This is a genomic window from Nocardiopsis quinghaiensis, assembly GCF_008638365.1.
GTDB classification, from domain to species: Bacteria; Actinomycetota; Actinomycetes; order Streptosporangiales; family Streptosporangiaceae; genus Nocardiopsis; species Nocardiopsis quinghaiensis.
The window spans coordinates 144,589-162,520 of the sequence record NZ_VWVU01000008.1; the positions used below are offsets into that span (position 1 = coordinate 144,589).

The 17,932-nt window shown below is 71.5% G+C and carries 11 protein-coding genes; 7 read left to right on the forward strand and 4 right to left on the reverse strand.

The features are described 5' to 3' along the window. The first annotated feature begins 261 nt into the window (after positions 1-261). Positions 262-2,034 carry an NAD+ synthase gene (locus FYX01_RS17155; protein WP_150242557.1) on the forward strand — a complete coding sequence of 591 codons (1,773 nt, stop codon included), beginning with the start codon at positions 262-264 and terminating at the stop codon, positions 2,032-2,034. Between the two features lie 17 nt (positions 2,035-2,051). Here the strand turns inward: FYX01_RS17155 and FYX01_RS17160 are convergent, their stop codons facing one another. Both FYX01_RS17160 and FYX01_RS17165 read right to left on the reverse strand, forming a co-directional pair. Then, positions 2,052-5,051: an ATP-binding protein gene (locus tag FYX01_RS17160; protein ID WP_150242559.1), complete on the reverse strand. Its 3,000-nt coding sequence runs from the start codon at positions 5,049-5,051 to the stop codon at positions 2,052-2,054. Between the two features lie 61 nt (positions 5,052-5,112). Then, complete coding sequence (locus tag FYX01_RS17165) at positions 5,113-5,319, reverse strand: hypothetical protein (protein ID WP_150242561.1); 207 nt, start codon at positions 5,317-5,319, stop codon at positions 5,113-5,115. 256 nt (positions 5,320-5,575) lie between these two features. Here FYX01_RS17165 and FYX01_RS17170 point away from each other — a divergent pair, with 256 nt between their 5' ends. The 3 genes from FYX01_RS17170 to FYX01_RS17180 all read left to right on the forward strand — a co-directional run bounded on the left by FYX01_RS17170 (position 5,576) and on the right by FYX01_RS17180 (position 8,930). Next, entirely contained in the window at positions 5,576-6,223 is a 648-nt protein-coding gene (locus FYX01_RS17170) for a hypothetical protein (RefSeq protein ID WP_150242563.1), read from the forward strand. Positions 6,224-6,344: 121 nt separating this feature from the next. Next, positions 6,345-6,683: a hypothetical protein gene (locus FYX01_RS17175; RefSeq protein WP_150242565.1), complete on the forward strand. Its 339-nt coding sequence runs from the start codon at positions 6,345-6,347 to the stop codon at positions 6,681-6,683. A gap of 423 nt (positions 6,684-7,106) precedes the next feature. Next, a complete protein-coding gene (locus tag FYX01_RS17180) occupies positions 7,107-8,930 on the forward strand; it encodes a carbohydrate-binding module family 20 domain-containing protein (protein ID WP_150242567.1) in 1,824 nt (607 codons plus the stop codon). A 200-nt stretch (positions 8,931-9,130) separates the two neighbouring features. On the opposite strand, the gene FYX01_RS17185 is transcribed toward FYX01_RS17180, so the two are convergent. Both FYX01_RS17185 and glnA read right to left on the reverse strand, forming a co-directional pair. After that, on the reverse strand, positions 9,131-12,181 hold the full coding sequence (locus FYX01_RS17185) for a bifunctional [glutamine synthetase] adenylyltransferase/[glutamine synthetase]-adenylyl-L-tyrosine phosphorylase (RefSeq protein WP_150242570.1): 3,051 nt from the start codon (positions 12,179-12,181) through the stop codon (positions 9,131-9,133). Positions 12,182-12,375: 194 nt separating this feature from the next. Continuing rightward, positions 12,376-13,800, reverse strand: coding sequence for a type I glutamate--ammonia ligase (glnA, locus tag FYX01_RS17190; protein ID WP_150242572.1), 1,425 nt, complete (start codon positions 13,798-13,800; stop codon positions 12,376-12,378). Positions 13,801-14,126: 326 nt separating this feature from the next. Here glnA and FYX01_RS17195 point away from each other — a divergent pair, with 326 nt between their 5' ends. The 3 genes from FYX01_RS17195 (at position 14,127) to FYX01_RS17205 (ending at position 17,902) form a co-directional block, all read left to right on the forward strand. Further along, positions 14,127-14,609: an RDD family protein gene (locus tag FYX01_RS17195; RefSeq protein WP_150242574.1), complete on the forward strand. Its 483-nt coding sequence runs from the start codon at positions 14,127-14,129 to the stop codon at positions 14,607-14,609. A 276-nt stretch (positions 14,610-14,885) separates the two neighbouring features. Continuing rightward, positions 14,886-16,313 carry an LCP family protein gene (locus tag FYX01_RS17200; protein ID WP_150242576.1) on the forward strand — a complete coding sequence of 476 codons (1,428 nt, stop codon included), beginning with the start codon at positions 14,886-14,888 and terminating at the stop codon, positions 16,311-16,313. Between the two features lie 185 nt (positions 16,314-16,498). Continuing rightward, positions 16,499-17,902: an LCP family protein gene (locus tag FYX01_RS17205; protein ID WP_150242739.1), complete on the forward strand. Its 1,404-nt coding sequence runs from the start codon at positions 16,499-16,501 to the stop codon at positions 17,900-17,902. Positions 17,903-17,932: the final 30 nt, after the last annotated feature.

A 17,932-nucleotide genomic window follows, 5' to 3' on the forward strand; every position in this document is an offset into this window, starting at 1 on the left:
GCGGAGCCGAACCGGACACAGTGTCCCAGGACCAGTCTGCCGTGCGGATATTTCCGGGGTATTTCCGCACACGCCCACCAGCCTGCCCGGTCCGTCCTCCGCACACGCATTATGACCTGCGACCGGGGTCTTCGGCCCACCGACCCGCGCCGCCCGCGGCTCCGGGAGACCGGGCCCCCCGACCCGCGCCCCGCCCGCGGTCCCCGCGGTGTGACGAAGCTCCTTGGTCCGACGCGGTACACGCAGGCTAGGCTCGCCCCCGTGGCACAGCTGAGAATCGCACTGGCCCAGGTCAACCCCACCGTGGGCGACCTGGACGGAAACCGGTCCATCGTCGTCGACTCCGCGCGCCGGGCCGCCGAGGAGGGCGCCCACCTGGTCGTCCTCCCCGAGATGGTCGTCACCGGCTACCCGGTCGAGGACCTGGCGCTGCGCAACTCCTTCGTGTCGGCCTCCGTCAAGGCCACCCGCGACCTGGCCGCCGACCTGGCCCAGGCGGGCCTGGGCGAGCTGCCCGTCGTCGTGGGCTACCTCTCCCGCCGCGAGGGCCCGGGCGCCCGCTACGGACAGCCCGCCGGAGCCCCCCAGAACGCCGTCGCCGTCCTGCACCGCGGCGGCGTCGTCACCTCCTCCGCCAAGCACCACCTGCCCAACTACGGTGTGTTCGACGAGTTCCGCAACTTCGTCCCCGGCGACACCTTTCCGGTGGTGCGGGTGCGCGGTGTGGACGTGGGCCTGGCCGTCTGCGAGGACCTGTGGCAGGAGGGCGGCCCCGTCACCGCCGCCCGCGCCGCCCGGGTGGGGCTCCTGGTCTCCCTCAACGGCTCCCCCTACGAACGCCACAAGGACGACGTGCGCCTGGAGTTGTGCCAGCGCCGCGCCCGCGAGATCGGTGCCGCCCTGGCCTACGTCAACATGGTCGGCGGCCAGGACGAACTCGTCTTCGAGGGCGACTCCCTGGTCGTGGACGCCGAGGGCGAGCTCGTGGCCCGCGCGCCCCAGTTCACCGAGACCCTCCTGGTCGCCGACCTCGACCTGGCCGAGGCCGTGACCGCCCCGGACGCCGCGGGCGCCGAGGCGGACCGCATGCGCATCGTCCACCACACCGTCTCGACCGACCCGGTCGCTCCCTACCCGCCCAGGGCCAACACCGTCACACCGCGACCGGACCCCCTCTCCGACACCGGAGAGGTGTACCGGGCGCTGGTCACGGGCCTGCGCGACTACACCGCCAAGAACGGCTTCGGTTCGGCCCTCGTCGGTCTCTCCGGCGGTATCGACTCCGCGCTCGTGGCGACCATCGCCGTGGACGCCCTCGGCGCGGACCGGGTCCACGGGGTGCTCATGCCCAGCGCGCACTCCAGCGGGCACTCGGTCAGTGACGCCGAGGACCTGGCCGGGCGCCAGGGCTTCGCCACCCGCACCGTCGCCATCGCCTCGGCCGTGGACGCCTTCACGCGGTCCATGGGAGGGGTGGGCGCTCCGCTCACCGGACTGGCCGCCGAGAACCTCCAGGCCCGTGTGCGCGGCACCCTGCTGATGTCCCTGTCCAACGAGGAGGGCCACCTGGTCCTGGCCACCGGCAACAAGAGCGAGGTCGCCACCGGCTACTCCACCCTCTACGGCGACTCCGTGGGCGGGTTCGCGCCCATCAAGGACTGTTGGAAGACCCTGGTCTGGGAGCTGGCCCGCTGGCGCAACGACGAGGCCGTCCGCCTGGACCAGACCCCGCCCATCCCGGAGAACTCCATCTCCAAACCGCCCAGCGCCGAACTGCGCCCCGAGCAGGTGGACACCGACTCCCTGCCCGACTACGCGGTGCTCGACGCCGTCCTGGACGCCTACGTCGGTACGGACAAGGGAGAGGCCGAACTGGTCTTCGCCGGATACGACCCCGAGCTGGTGCGCAGGGTCATCCGCCTGGTGGACCGCGCCGAGTACAAGCGGCGCCAGTCCGCTCCGGGCACCAAGATCAGCTCGCGCAACCTCAGCCGGGACCGGCGGCTGCCCATCACCAACCGCTGGACGGTCTGAGGGGCACCCGGCCGTCCCTAGGCCAGCCCCAGCTCCCGCAGCCGGGCCCCGGCGGCCGCACGGTTGGGCACGTCGAGTTTGGCCAGGATGTTGGACACGTGCACACTCGCGGTCTTGGGCGTGATGAACAGCCGCTCGGCGATCTGGGCGTTGGCGCTGCCCACCACCAGCAGCCGCGCCACCTCCGCCTCGCGCGGAGTCAGCCCGGCCGGTGCCGCGGGCGGGGCCACGCCCCCCACCAGGCCGGATCCCATCCTGCGTGCCAGGTCGGCGGCGGCGTCGGCCAACGGTACCGCCCCGCACTCCTCGGCCGCCGCGTGTGCCCGCCGCACCCACTCCAGGGCCCGGCCGCGGTCCCCGGCCGCCACCGCCGCCTCGGCTGCCCGCAGACGGGCCTGCGCCAGGTGCAGCCGCATGGGCGTGGCCTCCCAAGCCTCCACCGACGCCGTCCACCGCTCCAGCAGCGGGGCGGGCTCCGCGCCGTCCACCGCCGCCAGCCGGGCCGACACGGACGCCCGGTAGGCCTGCTGCACCGTTCCGTGGGCCGGTATCAGCGTCACCAGGTCGGCCACCAGGACCCGCACCCGGCGCGCCGGCTCCACCGTCTCGTGGGGGCGCCCGGAAACCGTGCCCAGCCGTGCGGCCTCGGCCATCACGTCCGCCATCGGCCACGTGTACCCGTGCGCGGATTCCAGGACCAGCCGCTCCAGGGTCCGCTCGGACAGTGTGAGCGCGTCGTCGACCGCGCCCGCGGCCAGGTCCGTCTCCAGGAGCGCCAGCAGGGACAGCTGAACGATGTTCATCCGCTGCGAGGCCAGCGCGTCCGACCGCTCCGGCACCCGCATGGCCCGACGCGCGGCGGCCAGGTCTCCCTGGGCGGCGGCCGCCCGGGCCAGCACCGCGTCGACGTAGTAGCGGTGCTTGCTGAGCGGGTGGGTCCGCAGGACCGCCTCGACGATCCGCCGCGCCTCGGCCAGGTCGCCCAGCTCGAAGTGGATCTCCGCGCGGTTCTGGTGGTTGAAGGTCTTGTGGACGGACGCCCAGCCCATCGCCTCGTGCCGGGCCAGGGACTCCTCCAGCACCGCCAGACCCTCCTCGTGGTGGCCCAGTTCGCGGAGGAAGTGGCCCAGGTTGCCCGCTCCGCGCGCCTCCAGGGAGGGATCGGAGATCTCGGCGGCGTAGCCGATGGCCGCCTCGATCAGCGGACGGCCCCCGTCCAGGTCTCCCGAGTCCATGTGGAGCCGGCCCAGGGTGATGCGGGCGTCGGCGGCCGCGCACATGTCCTCCTGGCCGGCGGAAACGGCGAGTGCGATGGCCTCCTCCGCCAGTGCGCGCGTGGACCTTCCGGCCCTCTCCAGCTCCTTCAGGCGCTCCTGTCCGGGGGTCCCGCGCCGGTCGCCGCGGTGGACCATGCTCTCCCTGGCCAGGATGGACAGCAGCATGCCGTACCCCGGCATGTGCGGCGGGTGCAGCTCCAGGGCCGTGACCAGGTCGATGATCCCGCTGCCGCAGGCCTCCTCGGCGCGTGCCAGCCCGCGGCGGCGCAGCAGGCACGCACGCACCATCAGCGTGTGGTCGTCCCGGTCGTCCTCGGACAGGGTGGCCAGGGCCTCGTCGGCGAGTTCGAGGGCGCGCCTGGGACGGCCCGCCTCCACGGCGGCCCCCGACGCACGGCTGACCACCTCGGCCCAGGTCAGGCCCCGCACCCGCTTTCGGGCGTCGGGTACCCGGTCCCACAGGGCCAGGACCCGCTCCAGCATGTCGAGCTCCTCACCGTAGGCGAGGGTGTCGCCCGCGCGGACCGCCGCCCACCAAGCGGCTTGCAGGGCGCTGGGCAGTTCCTGCGCGGCGTTGTAGTGGTGGGCCTGTTCGGCGGCCCGCCGGTCGGGGGGAACGGAGTCGGGGTACTCGTCGATGAGCTGGGCGAAGCGCATGTGCAGCCGTGCGTGGGGACCGGGCAGCAGCTCGCCGTGCACGGCGTCGCGCAGCAGGGCGTGCCGGAAGCGGTACCCGGTGCGGTCGGCGCGCAGCACGTTGGCGTCCACCAGGGTGCGCAGGGCGGGCTCCAGTTCGCGCTCGGCCAGACCGGCCGCGTGGTAGAGCATCTCGTGCTCGATGCTGCCCGAGACCGCGCCGACCGACGCCACGCGAAGCACCGACATGGCGGTGTCGTCGAACCGGTGCAGAGGCTCCAGGAGCAGGTCGCGGAACTGGTCGGGCACGTCGTGGCCGTCACCGGCGGGGTCGCCGACCGACTCCGCGAACGACTCCACGAACAGGGGGACGCCCTCGGTGCGCCGGTAGAGCTCGTCCATCTCGTGGTGGGTGAGCGCCGTGCCCCGGATCGCGGCGGCCTGGGCGCCGGCCTCGTCGCGGCTCAGCGGTGCCAGGTCGAGCGCCTCGACGCCGGGTACGCGCCGCAGTTCGGGGAGCAGACGGCGCAGCGGATGGGTGCGGTGCAGGTCGTCGCTGCGGTAGGTGGCGATGATCTGTACGCCCGGCAGGTCGAGGTTGCGGGCGAGGAAGACGAGCAGGTCGCGGGTGGCGCCGTCGGCCCAGTGCAGGTCCTCCAGCACCACGGTGACACCGCCGTCCTCGGCGGCCTGGTCGAGCAGGCGCAGGACCTGCTCGAAGAGGATGCCCCGGTTCTCCGGGCGCTGGACGGACACCTCGCCCAGTTCGGGCAGGAGCCGGGCGAACTCGCCCACTCCGCCGGGCGCGGCGGTCTCGAAGGCCTCCCGTCCGCGCTCGCGCAGGAGTTGGCGCAGGACGGCGGTGAAGGGAGCGTAGGACAGTCCGTCCACGCCGAGCTGGAGGCAGCCGCCGACGAACACCGATCCCTGGGGCAGGGCCGAGACGAACTCGCCGACCAGGCGGCTCTTGCCGACACCCGCGTCGCCGCCGACCAGGACCATTCCGGGCGCCTCGGTGTGCGAGCGCCCGGCGTGGTCCCGGAGGAGTCGGAGCTCGGGCCCACGGCCCACGAACACGGTACTGCTCTCGACAAGAACGGGCATGGTGCTCATTATGACCACAAGGTCTGACATCGCAGGTGGCTCCGGGGCCGCACGCCGGAGCTCAGACGGCCCGGCCGTACTCCCCCCGCTTCCGCCGCGGGCGGTGATGGCGCTCGCGGCGCTCCCGCCTGCGCTGCGCGCGCTCCCGCCTGCGCCGTGCGCGCGCATCGGCGCGGGCCTGGCGGGCCGCCCGCAGGTTCTGCGTCTCGCGGGCGCGCTGCTCGGTCATCGCCCGGGCGTTGGCGTTCATCAGTTCGGTGTGGAACACGGTGTTCTCCCCCTCCTCGGGCGCGGACCCCGTGTCCCCGCCGTCTGGTGTCCACGATCGCCCTAAGACCCTGAGGTGCACATGGGGAGGAATCCCCGTCCCGGGGTGGAACAGGACACGTATCGCCCTAAGAACCCCGGGGGCGGAGCCGCCCGGCCCCGAGTCCTGCGGCCCGAGGGCGTGTCACCGCATGCACTTCTGTGATCACTCATAGTTGTCTAAGGGTGTCGGTACGTGAACACGTGGGAGGCGCGGGATGACGGGAACGGTCCGGAAGAACTGGCGGAACGCGGCGTACGGGCGAGCGGTCGCGGCCGGACTGGTGGCGGTGGGGGTGCTCGCCGCCCCGGCACTCGCCGAGGACGACGGGTCCGGAGGGGCGCCGCGGACCCGGCTCGCGGGCGGGGCCGATCCGGCGGCCGGGATGGGTCTGACCCTGGACGCGGGCGCGCAGCCGTCGAGCCCGGGGCGGGAGTTCACGCTGCGCACCACCCTGGCCAACGGCGACGGTGGCACCGTGGAGGGCGCCCTGCTCGCCCAGCACGTCCCTGGATCCCTGGAGATCGTGGAGGTCGGCGGTGACGGGGTGGTCAAGGACGGCATCGTGAACTGGCAGGTCGCCGTGCCGGCGGGGGAGGAGTCGGTGTACACGGTACGCGTGCGGGTGCCGGAGGAGGCCAGGGGACGAGAGCGTCTGACGAGCACCGCCTGCCTGCTGTTGGACCGCGACTCCGAACCGGCCATGTGCGCGAGTGACGCGGTGGTCGTCACCGAGACGACCGTGGCGGGGCGGATGTCGGAGTACATGGACCGCGACGGCCTGCTGAGGGCCGCGGGGGTGGCCCTGTTGGCCGGACTGGCCTGGATGCTGTGGCGGCGGAGGAGCGCTTCGGGGCGCGGGTGAACCGGAACGGGGCGTGCACCGCGCCGCTCCGGCGCACGGCCCGGATCGGCGCCGCCGGGTGTGCTGTGCCGCCGGGCCGCCGAGGCGGATCAATGACTACAAGGCGTAGTAACGTTCCGGTATGGACATCCTCTACTCCGCGCTCGTCTTCCTGCACATGCTCGGTCTCGCGGGCATCCTGGCGGGCTTCCTCATGCAGGTCATGACCGGTAACGCCAAGTCGGCCAAGGTCCTGCTGCACAGTTCCCTGCTCCAGCTCGTCACCGGCCTGCTGCTGGTCGGGATCGCCGAGATGGCCGACCTCGCCGAGATGGACCACGTCAAGATCGCGGTCAAGCTGGTGATCACGCTGGCCGTCGTGGTGGTGGGCGTGCTGAACCTGCGCAAGCCCGCCAACAACCTCGCCGTCATCGCGGGCGTACTCGCCGTCCTCAACATCGGCGTGGCCGTGTTCTGGTAGCCCCCGCTCGTCCCCGCCTCCGGCGGTCCCCGGCGCGGTCCCCGCGGGCCGTCCCCCGCCGGTGGTGGTACGGAACCCGTGGTCCGTGCCACCACCGGCTTTTTCTGTGCCTTTCAGTAATCTTGCAAAGTTTTTCATGCTTCGAGCCGAGGAGCCGGTGCGGGCGTCCCCGCAGTTCACGGCGGAGGTGCCCCGGGGTCGTCTTCGCCGCGAAGGCCCTGCTGGGCCCGGTGTCCACCCAGGTGGGAGTGGTGTTCGTCGCGCTGCGTGAAAGGCGGCACTCCGACGACACGGGCTGTTCACAAGGGCGCACTCGTCTGTTACCTTCATCACGATCACGCAAACTCTTGCAATAACTGCAAGAGAATGGCGGCAGGGGCGGCGTCGCCCCGCCGTGTGACTCCCTCCCCCCAAGGAGCGAACATGAACAGACGCAGACTCGCCTCCCTCACGGGAGCCGTCGTGCTCGGAGCCGGCCTGCTGGCGGCCCCGGCCGCGGCGGCCCCCGGGACGGCCGCCCCCGCGGCCCCGGCCCCCGCCGAGGTCGCGGCCGCCGAACAGAACGGCGGGACCATCGTCCACCTCTTCCAGTGGAACTGGGACTCCGTAGCCCAGGAGTGCGAGGACTTCCTCGGCCCGAACGGCTTCGGCGGCGTCCAGGTCTCCCCGCCCCAGGAACACGTGGTCATCCCCTTCGCCGAGGGCGGCAACTACCCCTGGTGGCAGGACTACCAGCCGGTCTCCTACCAGATCGACAACACCCGGCGCGGCACCGCCGAGGAGTTCGAGGCCATGGTCGCCACCTGCCGCGACAACGGCGTGCGGATCTACGCCGACGTCATCATCAACCACATGACCGGGCCCGGGACGGGCACCGGCAGCAACGGGACCTCGTGGGAGAAGTACACCAACCCCGACCTGTTCGGTGACGGCAGCGCCTCCTACGGCCGCGACGACTTCGGTCCCTGCTACGAGACCATCGGCGACTGGAACGACAAGTGGGAGGTCCAGAACTGTGAGCTCCTGGAGCTCTCCGACCTGAACACGGCCACCCCGCACGTGCGCGAGCAGCTGACCCGCTACCTCAACGGGCTCGTGGCCATGGGCGTGGGCGGCTTCCGGGTGGACGCCTCCAAGCACGTCGCCGAGGCCGACGTCGACGCCGTCTTCGGCGGTCTCGACGACGTGCCCGGCTTCGGTGGCAAGCCCGACGTCTACCACGAGGTCTACGGCGACCAGACGGTGCCCTACACGGCGTACACCCCGTACGGGAAGGTCACCAACTTCGACTTCAAGAACGACTTCGCCGGCAGGTTCGCCGGGGGCGACATCGCCGGGCTGGTCGACATGCCCGACTACGGCGGCCTGACCGCCGACGAGGCCATGGTGTTCGTCGACAACCACGACACCCAGCGCTACACCCCGACCCTCACCTACAAGGACGGGGACCGCTACTACCTGGCCACCGCCTTCATGCTCGCCCATCCCTACGGCACCCCCGTGGTCATGTCGAGCTACGACTTCGGCGGCAACCAGACCGAGGGCCCGCCCAGCGTCGGAGAGGTCGGCGGCAACCCCGCCGGCTGGATCACCGAGGACACCGACTGCTCCAGCGCCGACTGGGTCTGCGAACACCGCGACGGCGCCGTGGCGGGCATGGCAGCCTTCCGTACCTCCACCGAGGGCACCGGCATCGCCCAGCGCGCCGCTGACGGCGCCTCCCGCGTCGCCTTCGACCGCGGCGGCCGGGGCTTCGCGGCCTTCAACGCCGGAAGCGGCACCTGGAACCTGACCGCGCAGACCGCCGTGCCCGACGGCGTGTACGAGAACGCGGCGGGCAGCGGATCGGTCACCGTCTCCGGTGGTCATGTCAGCGCCGAGGTCCCGGCCGACGGCGCGGTCGCCATCCATGTGGAGGGGGTCTGCGGCGACCCCGCCGAGTGCGACGGCGGCACTGACCCCGACGATCCCGGTGAGGGCGGCGTCGTCTCCGCCACCGTGGAGACCTGGTACGGCCAGGAGGTGTACGTGGTCGGCTCCACCCCCGGACTGGGCTCCTGGAACCCGTCGGACGGGGTGAGGCTGTCCACCGACGAGTCCAACTACCCGGTGTGGTCGGGCACCGTCGACATCGGCGCCGACACCGAGTGGAAGCTGGTCAAGGTCGACGGCGCCGGGAACGCCGAGTGGGAGTCCGGCGCCAACCGCGTCGGTCCGGCCGACACCGTCACCTGGCGCAGCGGCTGACGACCCGTGGCGCCCCGCCGTCCCGCTCCGGGGCGCCATCCGTTCGGTCGCCCGGGGCCTCCCCGGGCGACCGCGGCATCCGAAGAACCCATCGACCGGCACCCAGGGCCGGACCACTCATGGCCCCGGCGCCCCCGCGTCCCGCTCTCCTCTGGCGCGGGGGCGCGTGCGTCACACCGGTGACGTCTGCGGCCGACCCATCAGTCGTCGTAGAAGACCCGCTCCATGACCGCGCGCGCCCGGCGGGTGGTACGCAGGTAGGCATCGGTCAGCCGGTCGGAGGGGCCCTCCCACACCTCCTCGTCCGCATCGTCGCCGCCACAGCCCATCGCGCCCGCCACCGCGGCGCGCACCCGCAGGTCCGTGGGGAGCGAGTCACCGCCACGGCCGCGCACCAGCATCACCATCCCGCGCACCCGCGACGCCAGCCTCCAGGCCTGTCCCAGGACCTCGCCGTCCTCCTCGTCCAGGAGCCCGTGCGCCACGGCCGCGTCCAGAGCCTCCAGCGTGCCCGTGGTCCGTAGGTCCGGGTACTCGTGGGCGTGGCGCAGCTGCGTCAGCTGGGCCACCCACTCCACGTCCGACAGCCCGCCCCGTCCCAGCTTGGTGTGCAGCGTCGGATCGGCCCCGCGCGGCAGCCGCTCGGCCTCCATCCGCGCCTTGAGCTTGCGGATCTCCAGCACCGCGGAGGAGTCGATCCCGCCCGCCGGATACCGGATGGGGTCGATCAGCTCCGTGAACGCCTTCCGCAGTCCCGGGTCGCCCGCGACCGGTGCGGCCCGCAGCAGCGCCTGGCTCTCCCACACCTGCGACCAGCGCCCGTAGTACACGGCGTAGGACTCCAGCGTGCGCACCACCGGACCGCTGCGCCCCTCCGGGCGCAGGTCGGTGTCCACCTTCAGCGGCGGCTCCGCGGCGGGCATCTCCAGCAGGCGCGCCAGCTCCCGCACGATCGCCAGCGCCTGTTGGGTGGCCGCGCTCTTGTCCACCCCGGGCAGGGGATCGTGCACGTACATCACGTCCGCGTCGCTGGCGTAGGTCAGCTCACCGCCGCCGAACCGGCCCATCGCCACCACGCACACCCGCGTGAGCGGCTCGTGCCCGGACGCGACCACCACACGGTTCTGCGCCAGGCGCAGCGCGGCCTCGACGGTCACCGCCGAGATGTCGGTCAGCGCCGAGCCCACCTCCTGGATCGAGGACACCTCCAGCAGGTCGGCGGCGGCCGTGCGCAGCAGCTCGCGGCGGCGCAGGGCGCGCACCGCCGCCACCGACTCCTCGGCCGTGTCGTACCGGCGCTGCGCCGCCTCGGCCTCGGCCGACAGCACCCTCGGGCTGCGGCGCGCCAGGTTGGCGTCGTCGGCCAGCATCGCCACCGCCTCCGGGGCGCGCAGCAGCAGCTCCGTCGCATAGCGGCTCGTGCCCAGCAGCCACGCCATACGCTCGGCCACCCGTACGTCGTCGCGCAGCAGCCGCAGATACCACGGGGTGGTGCCCAGGGCCTCGCTCACCTGGCGGAACCCCAGCAGGCCCGCGTCGGGGTCGGGGGAGTCGGAGAACCAGCCCAGCATCACCGGCAGCAGCGTCCGCTGGATCGACGCCCGCCGCGACACCCCCGACGTCAGCGACTCCAGGTGGCGCAGAGCACCGCCCGGGTCGGCGAACCCCAGTGCCTCCAGGCGGTCCCTGGCCTGCTTCGGCGACAGCCGGGCCTCCTCGCCCGGAAGCCTGGCCACCGCGTTGAGCAGCGGCCGGTAGAACAGCTTCTCGTGCAGGCGCCGCACCTCCGAGGACACCTGGCGGCGCGCACCGGTCAGTTCCCTGACCGGGTCCGCGGTGAACCCGAGGGCCCGCCCCAGACGGCGCAGGTGCTCGGGGCCCTCCGGTCCGGCGGAGTCGGGCATCATGTGCGTGCGCCGCAGCCGTTCCAGCTGCAGCAGGTGCTCCAGCCGCCGCAGGAACCGGTAGGAGTCGGCCAGCCCGGACGCGTCCCGGCGCCCCACGTACCCGTGTTCGGACAGGACCCCCAGGGCCTCCAGGGTGTTGCCCGACCGCAGCCGCTCGTCGGTGCGACCGTGCACCAGTTGGAGCAGCTGCACGGAGAACTCGATGTCGCGCAGCCCGCCCGGCCCCAGCTTGAGCTCCCGCTCGGCCTCACCGGCCGGGATGTGCGCCACCACCCGCCGGCGCATCGCCTGCACGTCCTCCACGAAGTCCGTGCGCCCAGCGGCCTCCCACACCATCGGGGAGATCACGTCCATGTAGGCCCTGCCCAGCTCCGTGTCACCGGCGATCGGGCGGGCCTTGAGCAGCGCCTGGAACTCCCAGGTCTTGGCCCAGCGCTCGTAGTAGGCGCGGTGCCCCGACAACGGGCGCACCAGCGGCCCGTTCCGCCCCTCCGGACGCAGCGCCGGGTCCACCTCCCACAGGGTGCCCTCGGCGTCGGTCTCCGACGGGACGCGCATCATCGCGGTGGCCAGCCGGGTCGCCGCGCGCATCGCGGCCTGGTCGTCCACCGGCTCGTCGGAGCCCGGCTCCCCGACCGGCTCGGCCACGAACACCACGTCCACGTCGCTGACGTAGTTCAGCTCCCGGCCGCCGCACTTGCCCATGCCGATGACCGCCAGGCGGCACAGCGCCGCGTCCTCGGGATGTTCGGCGCGCGCCACCGCCAGGGACGCGTCCAGCACCGAGGCGGCCAGGTCGGCCAGCTCCGAGGCGGCCTCGTCCACCGTGCACAGGCCGGTCAGGTCCCGCCCCGCCAGGCGCAGCACCCGTCTGCGGTAGGCCACGCGCAGGAGGTGCCGGAGGGCGGCGGCGGACCCGTCCTCGGACACGGCGGGGTCGGCCACCGGCACGGGGCCGTTGGGGTCGGCGCCCACGGTGTGCAGCAGCCCGCGGCGTATCTCCTCCGGCTCGGGGGAGCGGGCGGCGTCGGCGCCCCGCAGCTCCCGCCAGTCGCCCGGGTGCCGCACCAGGTGGTCGGCCAGGGCGGGGCTGGTGCCCAGCACCCGGCACAGCCGGACACGCAACTCCCGGTCCTCGCGCAGCGCGTCCAGGACCTCGTCCGGATCGGGGTCGTACTCCAGGACCCGGATCAGCCCGAGCAGGGCCTGGTCGGGGTCGGGAGCCGCCGCGAGGGCGTCGATGACGTCGGTGTCGGTCTGGGCGTCCAGACCGGCCTCCGCCACCAACCGCAGGGCCCGGATGCTGTCACTGAAACCGCGCCTGGCGAGTGCGCCTGCCGTCATGTTCGTTCTTCCGTCCCTTGCCACGCGTCAACGGTAACCGTGCGTTCGGCGGGCGGGCGCTCGCGGCCACGCACACCGCTCCCGTCCACGGTGACCGGCGCCCGGGCCCGGAACCGGCTCGGGGCCGGTATCCGAGCGAACGGATACCGGCCCCGATGGGGAGCTGCCGGGCGGACCCGGCCGCCGGATGCTGCCTAGATGTCGTAGTAGAGCTCGAACTCACGCGGGTGCGGGCGCAGGCGCAGGGAGTCGATCTCCTCGGTGCGCTTGAAGTCCACGTAGGTCTCGATGAGGTCCTTGGTGAACACGCCGCCCTCGAGCAGGAACTCGTGGTCGGCCTCCAGGGCCTCCAGGGCCTCGTCCAGCGACGCCGGGACGGTCTTGATGGCCTGGGCCTCCGCCGGGGGCAGCTCGTACAGGTCCTTGTCGACCGGCTCCGGCGGCTCGACCTTGTTCTTGATGCCGTCGATACCGGCCATCAGCATGGCGGAGAAGGCCAGGTACGGGTTGGCCGACGGGTCCGGCACGCGGAACTCGATGCGCTTGGCCTTCGGGTTCGAACCGGTCAGCGGCAGGCGGATGCAGGCCGAGCGGTTGCGCTGGCTGTAGACCAGGTTGATCGGGGCCTCGTAGCCGGGCACCAGGCGGTGGAAGGAGTTCACCGTCGGGTTGGTGAAGGCCAGCAGCGCCGAGGCGTGCTTGAGCAGGCCGCCGATGTAGTAGCGGGCCGTGTCGGAGAGCTGGCCGTAGCCGGACTCGTCGAAGAACAGCGGCTCGCCGTCCTTCCACAGGCTCTGGTGGCAGTGCATACCCGAGCCGTTGTCGCCGAACAGCGGCTTGGGCATGAAGGTGGCCGTCTTGCCCGCCTCGTTGGCGACGTTCTTGACGATGTACTTGTACAGCTGCACGCGGTCGGCCTGCTGGAGCAGGGTGCCGAACCTGATGCCGATCTCGGCCTGGCCGGCGGTGCCGACCTCGTGGTGCTGGAGCTCGACGTCGATGCCCGACTTGATCAGCTGCTGCACCATGTCCGAGCGCAGGTCGCTGTAGTGGTCGACCGGCTCGACGGGGAAGTAGCCGCCCTTGTAGCGGGGACGGTAGCCGCGGTTGCCGCCCTCAAGGGTGGAACCGGTGTTCCAGGCGCCCTCGATGGAGTCGATCTCGTAGTAACCGGTGTTGGACCGGGTCTCGAACTTGACGTCGTCGAAGATGTAGAACTCGGCCTCGGGGCCGAAGAAGGCGGTGTCGGCGACACCGGAACCGCGCAGGTAGGCCTCGGCCTTGCGGGCGACGTTGCGCGGGTCGCGGCTGTAGGACTCCAGGGTCAGCGGGTCGTGGACGAAGAACGTCATGTTCAGCGTCTTGTGCTTGCGGAACGGGTCCAGCACACCGGTGCTCAGGTCCGGGAGCAGCAGCATGTCGGACTCGTGAATAGCCTGGAAACCGCGGATCGAGGAGCCGTCGAACATCTGGCCATCGGTGAACGTCGACTCGTCGACGTTCTCGGTCGGGAGGGTAACGTGGTTCACGCCTCCGAACAGGTCCGTGAAACGGACGTCGAGGAACCTGACGTCCTCTTCTCGGATATAGGCGAGCACCTCGTCGACGCTGCTGAACAAAACGAACCTCCGTGCAGGTGGCTGAGACGGTGGACCGGAGTCCGCTCCATCGAGGACACGTCGGATCGCGCGCCGTCTCCCGGCTTCGTCATCGAAGCTAGGAGGGGGTGGTTTCCGTGCCATGTCTCGATTGTTTCCTGCATGTTACGGAGCCGGCCGTTTTCGCAGTCCAACGCGTCTGACCCGGTCATTTTACCCGTACGAGGCCAGAACGGGACGCTCCGCAACACCGGATGTGGTTCCCGTCACCGACCCGCGGGGCGCACGCCACACCCCTGGGGCCGGTCCGGGCACGCGTGCGCCGAGGACGCGGATACCGTGGGGGCATGAGTGACGAGAGCCGGGGCGGCGCCACCACCGACCCCGGAGACGACTTCCGGTACCGGGGCAACCGGCTCGGCCTGCCCGAGAGCGGGGCGGGCTCGGTGCCCGGTGTCTCCCGCCGCCTGGCCGGTCTCACCCTGGACTGGGCGCTGGCCCTCATGCTGGCCTGGGCGGCCCACGGCCTGGGCCTGGTCGGCCCGGGACCGACCGCCGCCGCGGAGGAGGTCGCGCCGATGGTCGGCAACACCGCCCTCGTCGTCTTCGCGGTCATGAGCATCCTCCTGCTCACCCTCTTCGGCACCACCGTCGGCCGCCGCATCGTCGGTGTGGGAATCCGCGCCACCGGCGAACGCTCCTGGCCCTGGTTCGTCTCCATGACGGTGCGCACCCTGCTGTTGTGCCTGGTCGTCCCCGCCGTCGTCTACGACCGCGACACCCGCGGGCTGCACGACAGGGCGGCCGGAACGGTGGCCACCCGTTACTGAGGCCGCGCGTCGGGGCCCTGGCGCGGCCCGGTGGGCCGCACACGCGTGCGCACCCTCTCCGAGCTGCTGTTAGCATCCGTTCATCGCAGGACGTGTTCCACGGGCCTCGCGCGTCGTTCGAGAACCACCGTTCCGCAGGCGTCGGCCGAAGGCGGTGGGAGGGCGACGGGCGGACGTGTGTCCGCGGAACACAGGTGAGGCTCGGGCGCTCCGAAGACCCCGCACGGCGCTCAGCCCCCGCTCTCCCACGCACATCGCATCCGTCCGAAGGTTCGCATGGCTGGAAAACGCTCCGCCCCCCGCCCCTCGGGCGCACTCAACGCTATGCGGATGTCCGCAGGGCAGTGGGTCGCCTGCGCCGCCACCGCTCTGGCCATCATCGCCAGCCTCAGCGGTTACGGCTGGTACCAGGGCATCGTCGGCAACATCACCACCGCGCAGGTGGACACCGACGACTGGGACCGGCCCACCAGCGTCGAGGGCGTGATGAACCTGCTCATCATGGGCTCCGACATCCGGTCGGGGGAGAACGCCGAGTACGGCGAGGCCGAGGGCGCGCGCCCCGACACCATGCTCATCGCCAGCATCAACGTCGACAACGGTGCGGCCACCCTGGTCAACCTTCCCCGGGACCTGGTCGTGGACCTGCCCGCCTGTGAGGCGACGGAGGGCTACGAGGGGATGAACGCGCACAGCGGCATGATCAACTCGGCGATGAGCTTCGGCGGTGTCGGCTGCCAGTGGCAGACCATCGAGCACGTCACCGGAGTACACCTGGACCACTTCGTCATGATGGACTTCGCCGGGTTCAAGGACATGGTGGACGCCATCGGCGGCGTGGAGATGTGCATCCCCGCACCGGTCGACGACCCCAAGGCGCACCTGACGCTGGACGCGGGAAAGCAGACGCTCAACGGCGAGGAGTCCCTGGGCTACGTGCGCTCCCGCTACGGCCAGGGCGACGGCAGCGACCTGTCCCGGATCGACCGCCAGCAGGAGTTCATGGGCGCCATGCTGCGCCAGGTGCTCAGCAGCGAGGTCATGACCAGCCCGGTGACCATCACCAACTTCCTCGGCGCGATCACCGACTCGGTCACCACCGACGAGGAGTTGACCGTCGACATCATGACCGACATCGCCATCTCCATGCGCGAGGTCGACCTCGAACGCGTCCAGTTCGTCACCGTGCCCAACGGTCAGCACCCCGGCGACCCCAACCGGCTGGCCATGAGCGCCGACGCTCCCGCGCTGTTCGAGGCGATCAACTCCGGCGCCTACCTCACGGACGGCGACGAGGAGGAGAGGTCCGAGGAGTCCGGCGACGCCGAGTCCGGACCCGCTCCCTCCGAGGTCTCCGTGCAGATCATCAACAACGCGGGCATCAACGGCCTGGCGGGCGAGGTCGAGACCGTCCTGCTCGGTGAGGGCTACGACGTCACCGGTACCGGCAACCCCGTGGCCCGGGCCCCGCTGAACACCACGGTCTACTACGCGCCCGGCCAGGAGGCGGCGGCCGACCTGGTGGCCGGTTCGCTGGAGAACGCGGTCACCGAGGAGGTCGCGGGTCTTCCCCAGACCCTGGAGCTGGTCATCGGACAGGACTGGGGCGGTTTCACCGGTGGCGGCGGCTCCTCCGAGCCCGAGGTCTCCGTCACCGAGGACCTGGGCGGTACCACCGCCGAGAAGGAGGAGAGCGCCTGCTGACGGGGGCCCGGCGGCCGGGTGCGGTCTGACACGATACGCACCTTCCGGTAGCATCCGGCCGTTACGTCCGTGTCGCCGCGCGCACAGCGTGCCCTGGCCCCGCCGACCGGATCAGCCCCTGTCCCATACCGAATCGCAGGTGCCCCTTGGCTCCCAGAAACGTGTCCTCGGCCCCGGCCAGGAAGATGAGTCTCGGCCAGTGGGCGGCGTGCGGGGTGACCGGTCTGCTCATCGCGGCGAGCCTGACCGTGTACGCGGGGTACCGGGACGCCCTCAGCATCGACACCGAAGAGGTCAACACCGACGCCTGGGGCGACCGCCCCGCACAGGCGGAGGGGATCCACAACATCCTGCTACTCGGCACCGACGAGCGCGCGGGTGAGAACGCCGGTTACAACGTGCTGAACGGCATCCGTCCCGACGTGCTGGTCGTGGTGAGTATTGATGTGGACAAGGGCGGGGTGACCATGATCAACCTGCCTCGCGACCTGATCGTGCAGTTGCCCGACTGTCCGGCGAACGGCGACTCCCCCGGGGTCGCGGCGGGCACGGTGGACCAGCTCAACCACGCCATGACCTACGGCGGGATGGACTGCCAGGGCAACACGGTGGAGACGATCACCGACATTCACCTGGACCACATGGTGATGGTCGACTTCGCGGGCTTCCAGGACATCGTGAACTCCATCGGTGGAGTGGAGATGTGTGTCCCCGAGCCGATCGACGACCCCAAGGCGCACCTGACGCTGGACGCGGGGGAGCAGACCCTCAACGGCGAGCAGGCGCTGGGTCTGGCCCGTTCCAGGGAGAGCACCGAGTTCGGCAGCGACCTGAACCGCATCGAGAACCAGCAGCGGATGATGGGCGCCATCCTGCGCAAGGTCACCAGCGGCGACATCCTGTCCAGCCCCACCACGCTCTACGACTTCATGGGTTCGGTCACCGACAGCATGGTGACCGACGACGGGCTCACCGTGGACAAGATGACCGATCTGGCCATCTCCATGCGTGAGGTCGACCTGGATCGGATCAACATGCTCACGGTGCCGGTCGTCGAGGCCCCGAGCAACGAGAACAAGGTGGCGCTCAACGAGAGCTCCTCCCGAGAGCTGTTCGCCGCCGTGGCCGCTGGTGACGTACTGCCCGAGGAGGGCGGGGACAAGGGCGAAGACGGGGAGTCCGAGGAGCCCGAGGAAACCGCGGTCGAGCCCGGCGACGTGTCCGTGCGGGTGGTCAACGGTACCGGCATATCCAACCTGGCCGCGGACGTCGAGGCGCTCCTGGTCAACGACCACGGGTTCGACGTCACCGGGACCGGCAACCCCGTCGAGCGCGATCCCGCCGTCACCACGATCTACCACGGCCCGGAGCAGCGGGCGCACGCCGAGGAACTGGCCTCGGTGCTCGTCAGCGGTGCCCAACTGGAGGAGACCCCCGGCTTCGGCGAGGAGCTGGAGCTGGTGATGGCGTCCAGCGACTGGGAGGGCCTGGGCGGGAGCGGGACGTCCGGGGGAGAGGACGGAGGCGAGGGTACGCTGGCCGAACTCGGCGCCACCTCCGCCGCCGAGGACACGGTCTCCTGCGAGTAGTCCCGACGGCCGCGAGGAAGGGCCCGTGAG

Bases quoted from the DNA above. Each gene is read 5' to 3' on its own strand.
- FYX01_RS17195 (WP_150242574.1), top strand. From the start codon at position 14,127: ATGAGTGACGAGAGCCGGGGCGGCGCCACCACCGACCCCGGAGACGAC.
- FYX01_RS17160 (WP_150242559.1), bottom strand. From the start codon at position 5,051: ATGCCCGTTCTTGTCGAGAGCAGTACCGTGTTCGTGGGCCGTGGGCCC.
- FYX01_RS17170 (WP_150242563.1), top strand. From the start codon at position 5,576: ATGACGGGAACGGTCCGGAAGAACTGGCGGAACGCGGCGTACGGGCGA.
- FYX01_RS17185 (WP_150242570.1), bottom strand. From the start codon at position 12,181: ATGACGGCAGGCGCACTCGCCAGGCGCGGTTTCAGTGACAGCATCCGG.
- FYX01_RS17205 (WP_150242739.1), top strand. From the start codon at position 16,499: ATGAGTCTCGGCCAGTGGGCGGCGTGCGGGGTGACCGGTCTGCTCATC.
- FYX01_RS17180 (WP_150242567.1), top strand. From the start codon at position 7,107: ATGAACAGACGCAGACTCGCCTCCCTCACGGGAGCCGTCGTGCTCGGA.
- FYX01_RS17175 (WP_150242565.1), top strand. From the start codon at position 6,345: ATGGACATCCTCTACTCCGCGCTCGTCTTCCTGCACATGCTCGGTCTC.
- FYX01_RS17200 (WP_150242576.1), top strand. From the start codon at position 14,886: ATGGCTGGAAAACGCTCCGCCCCCCGCCCCTCGGGCGCACTCAACGCT.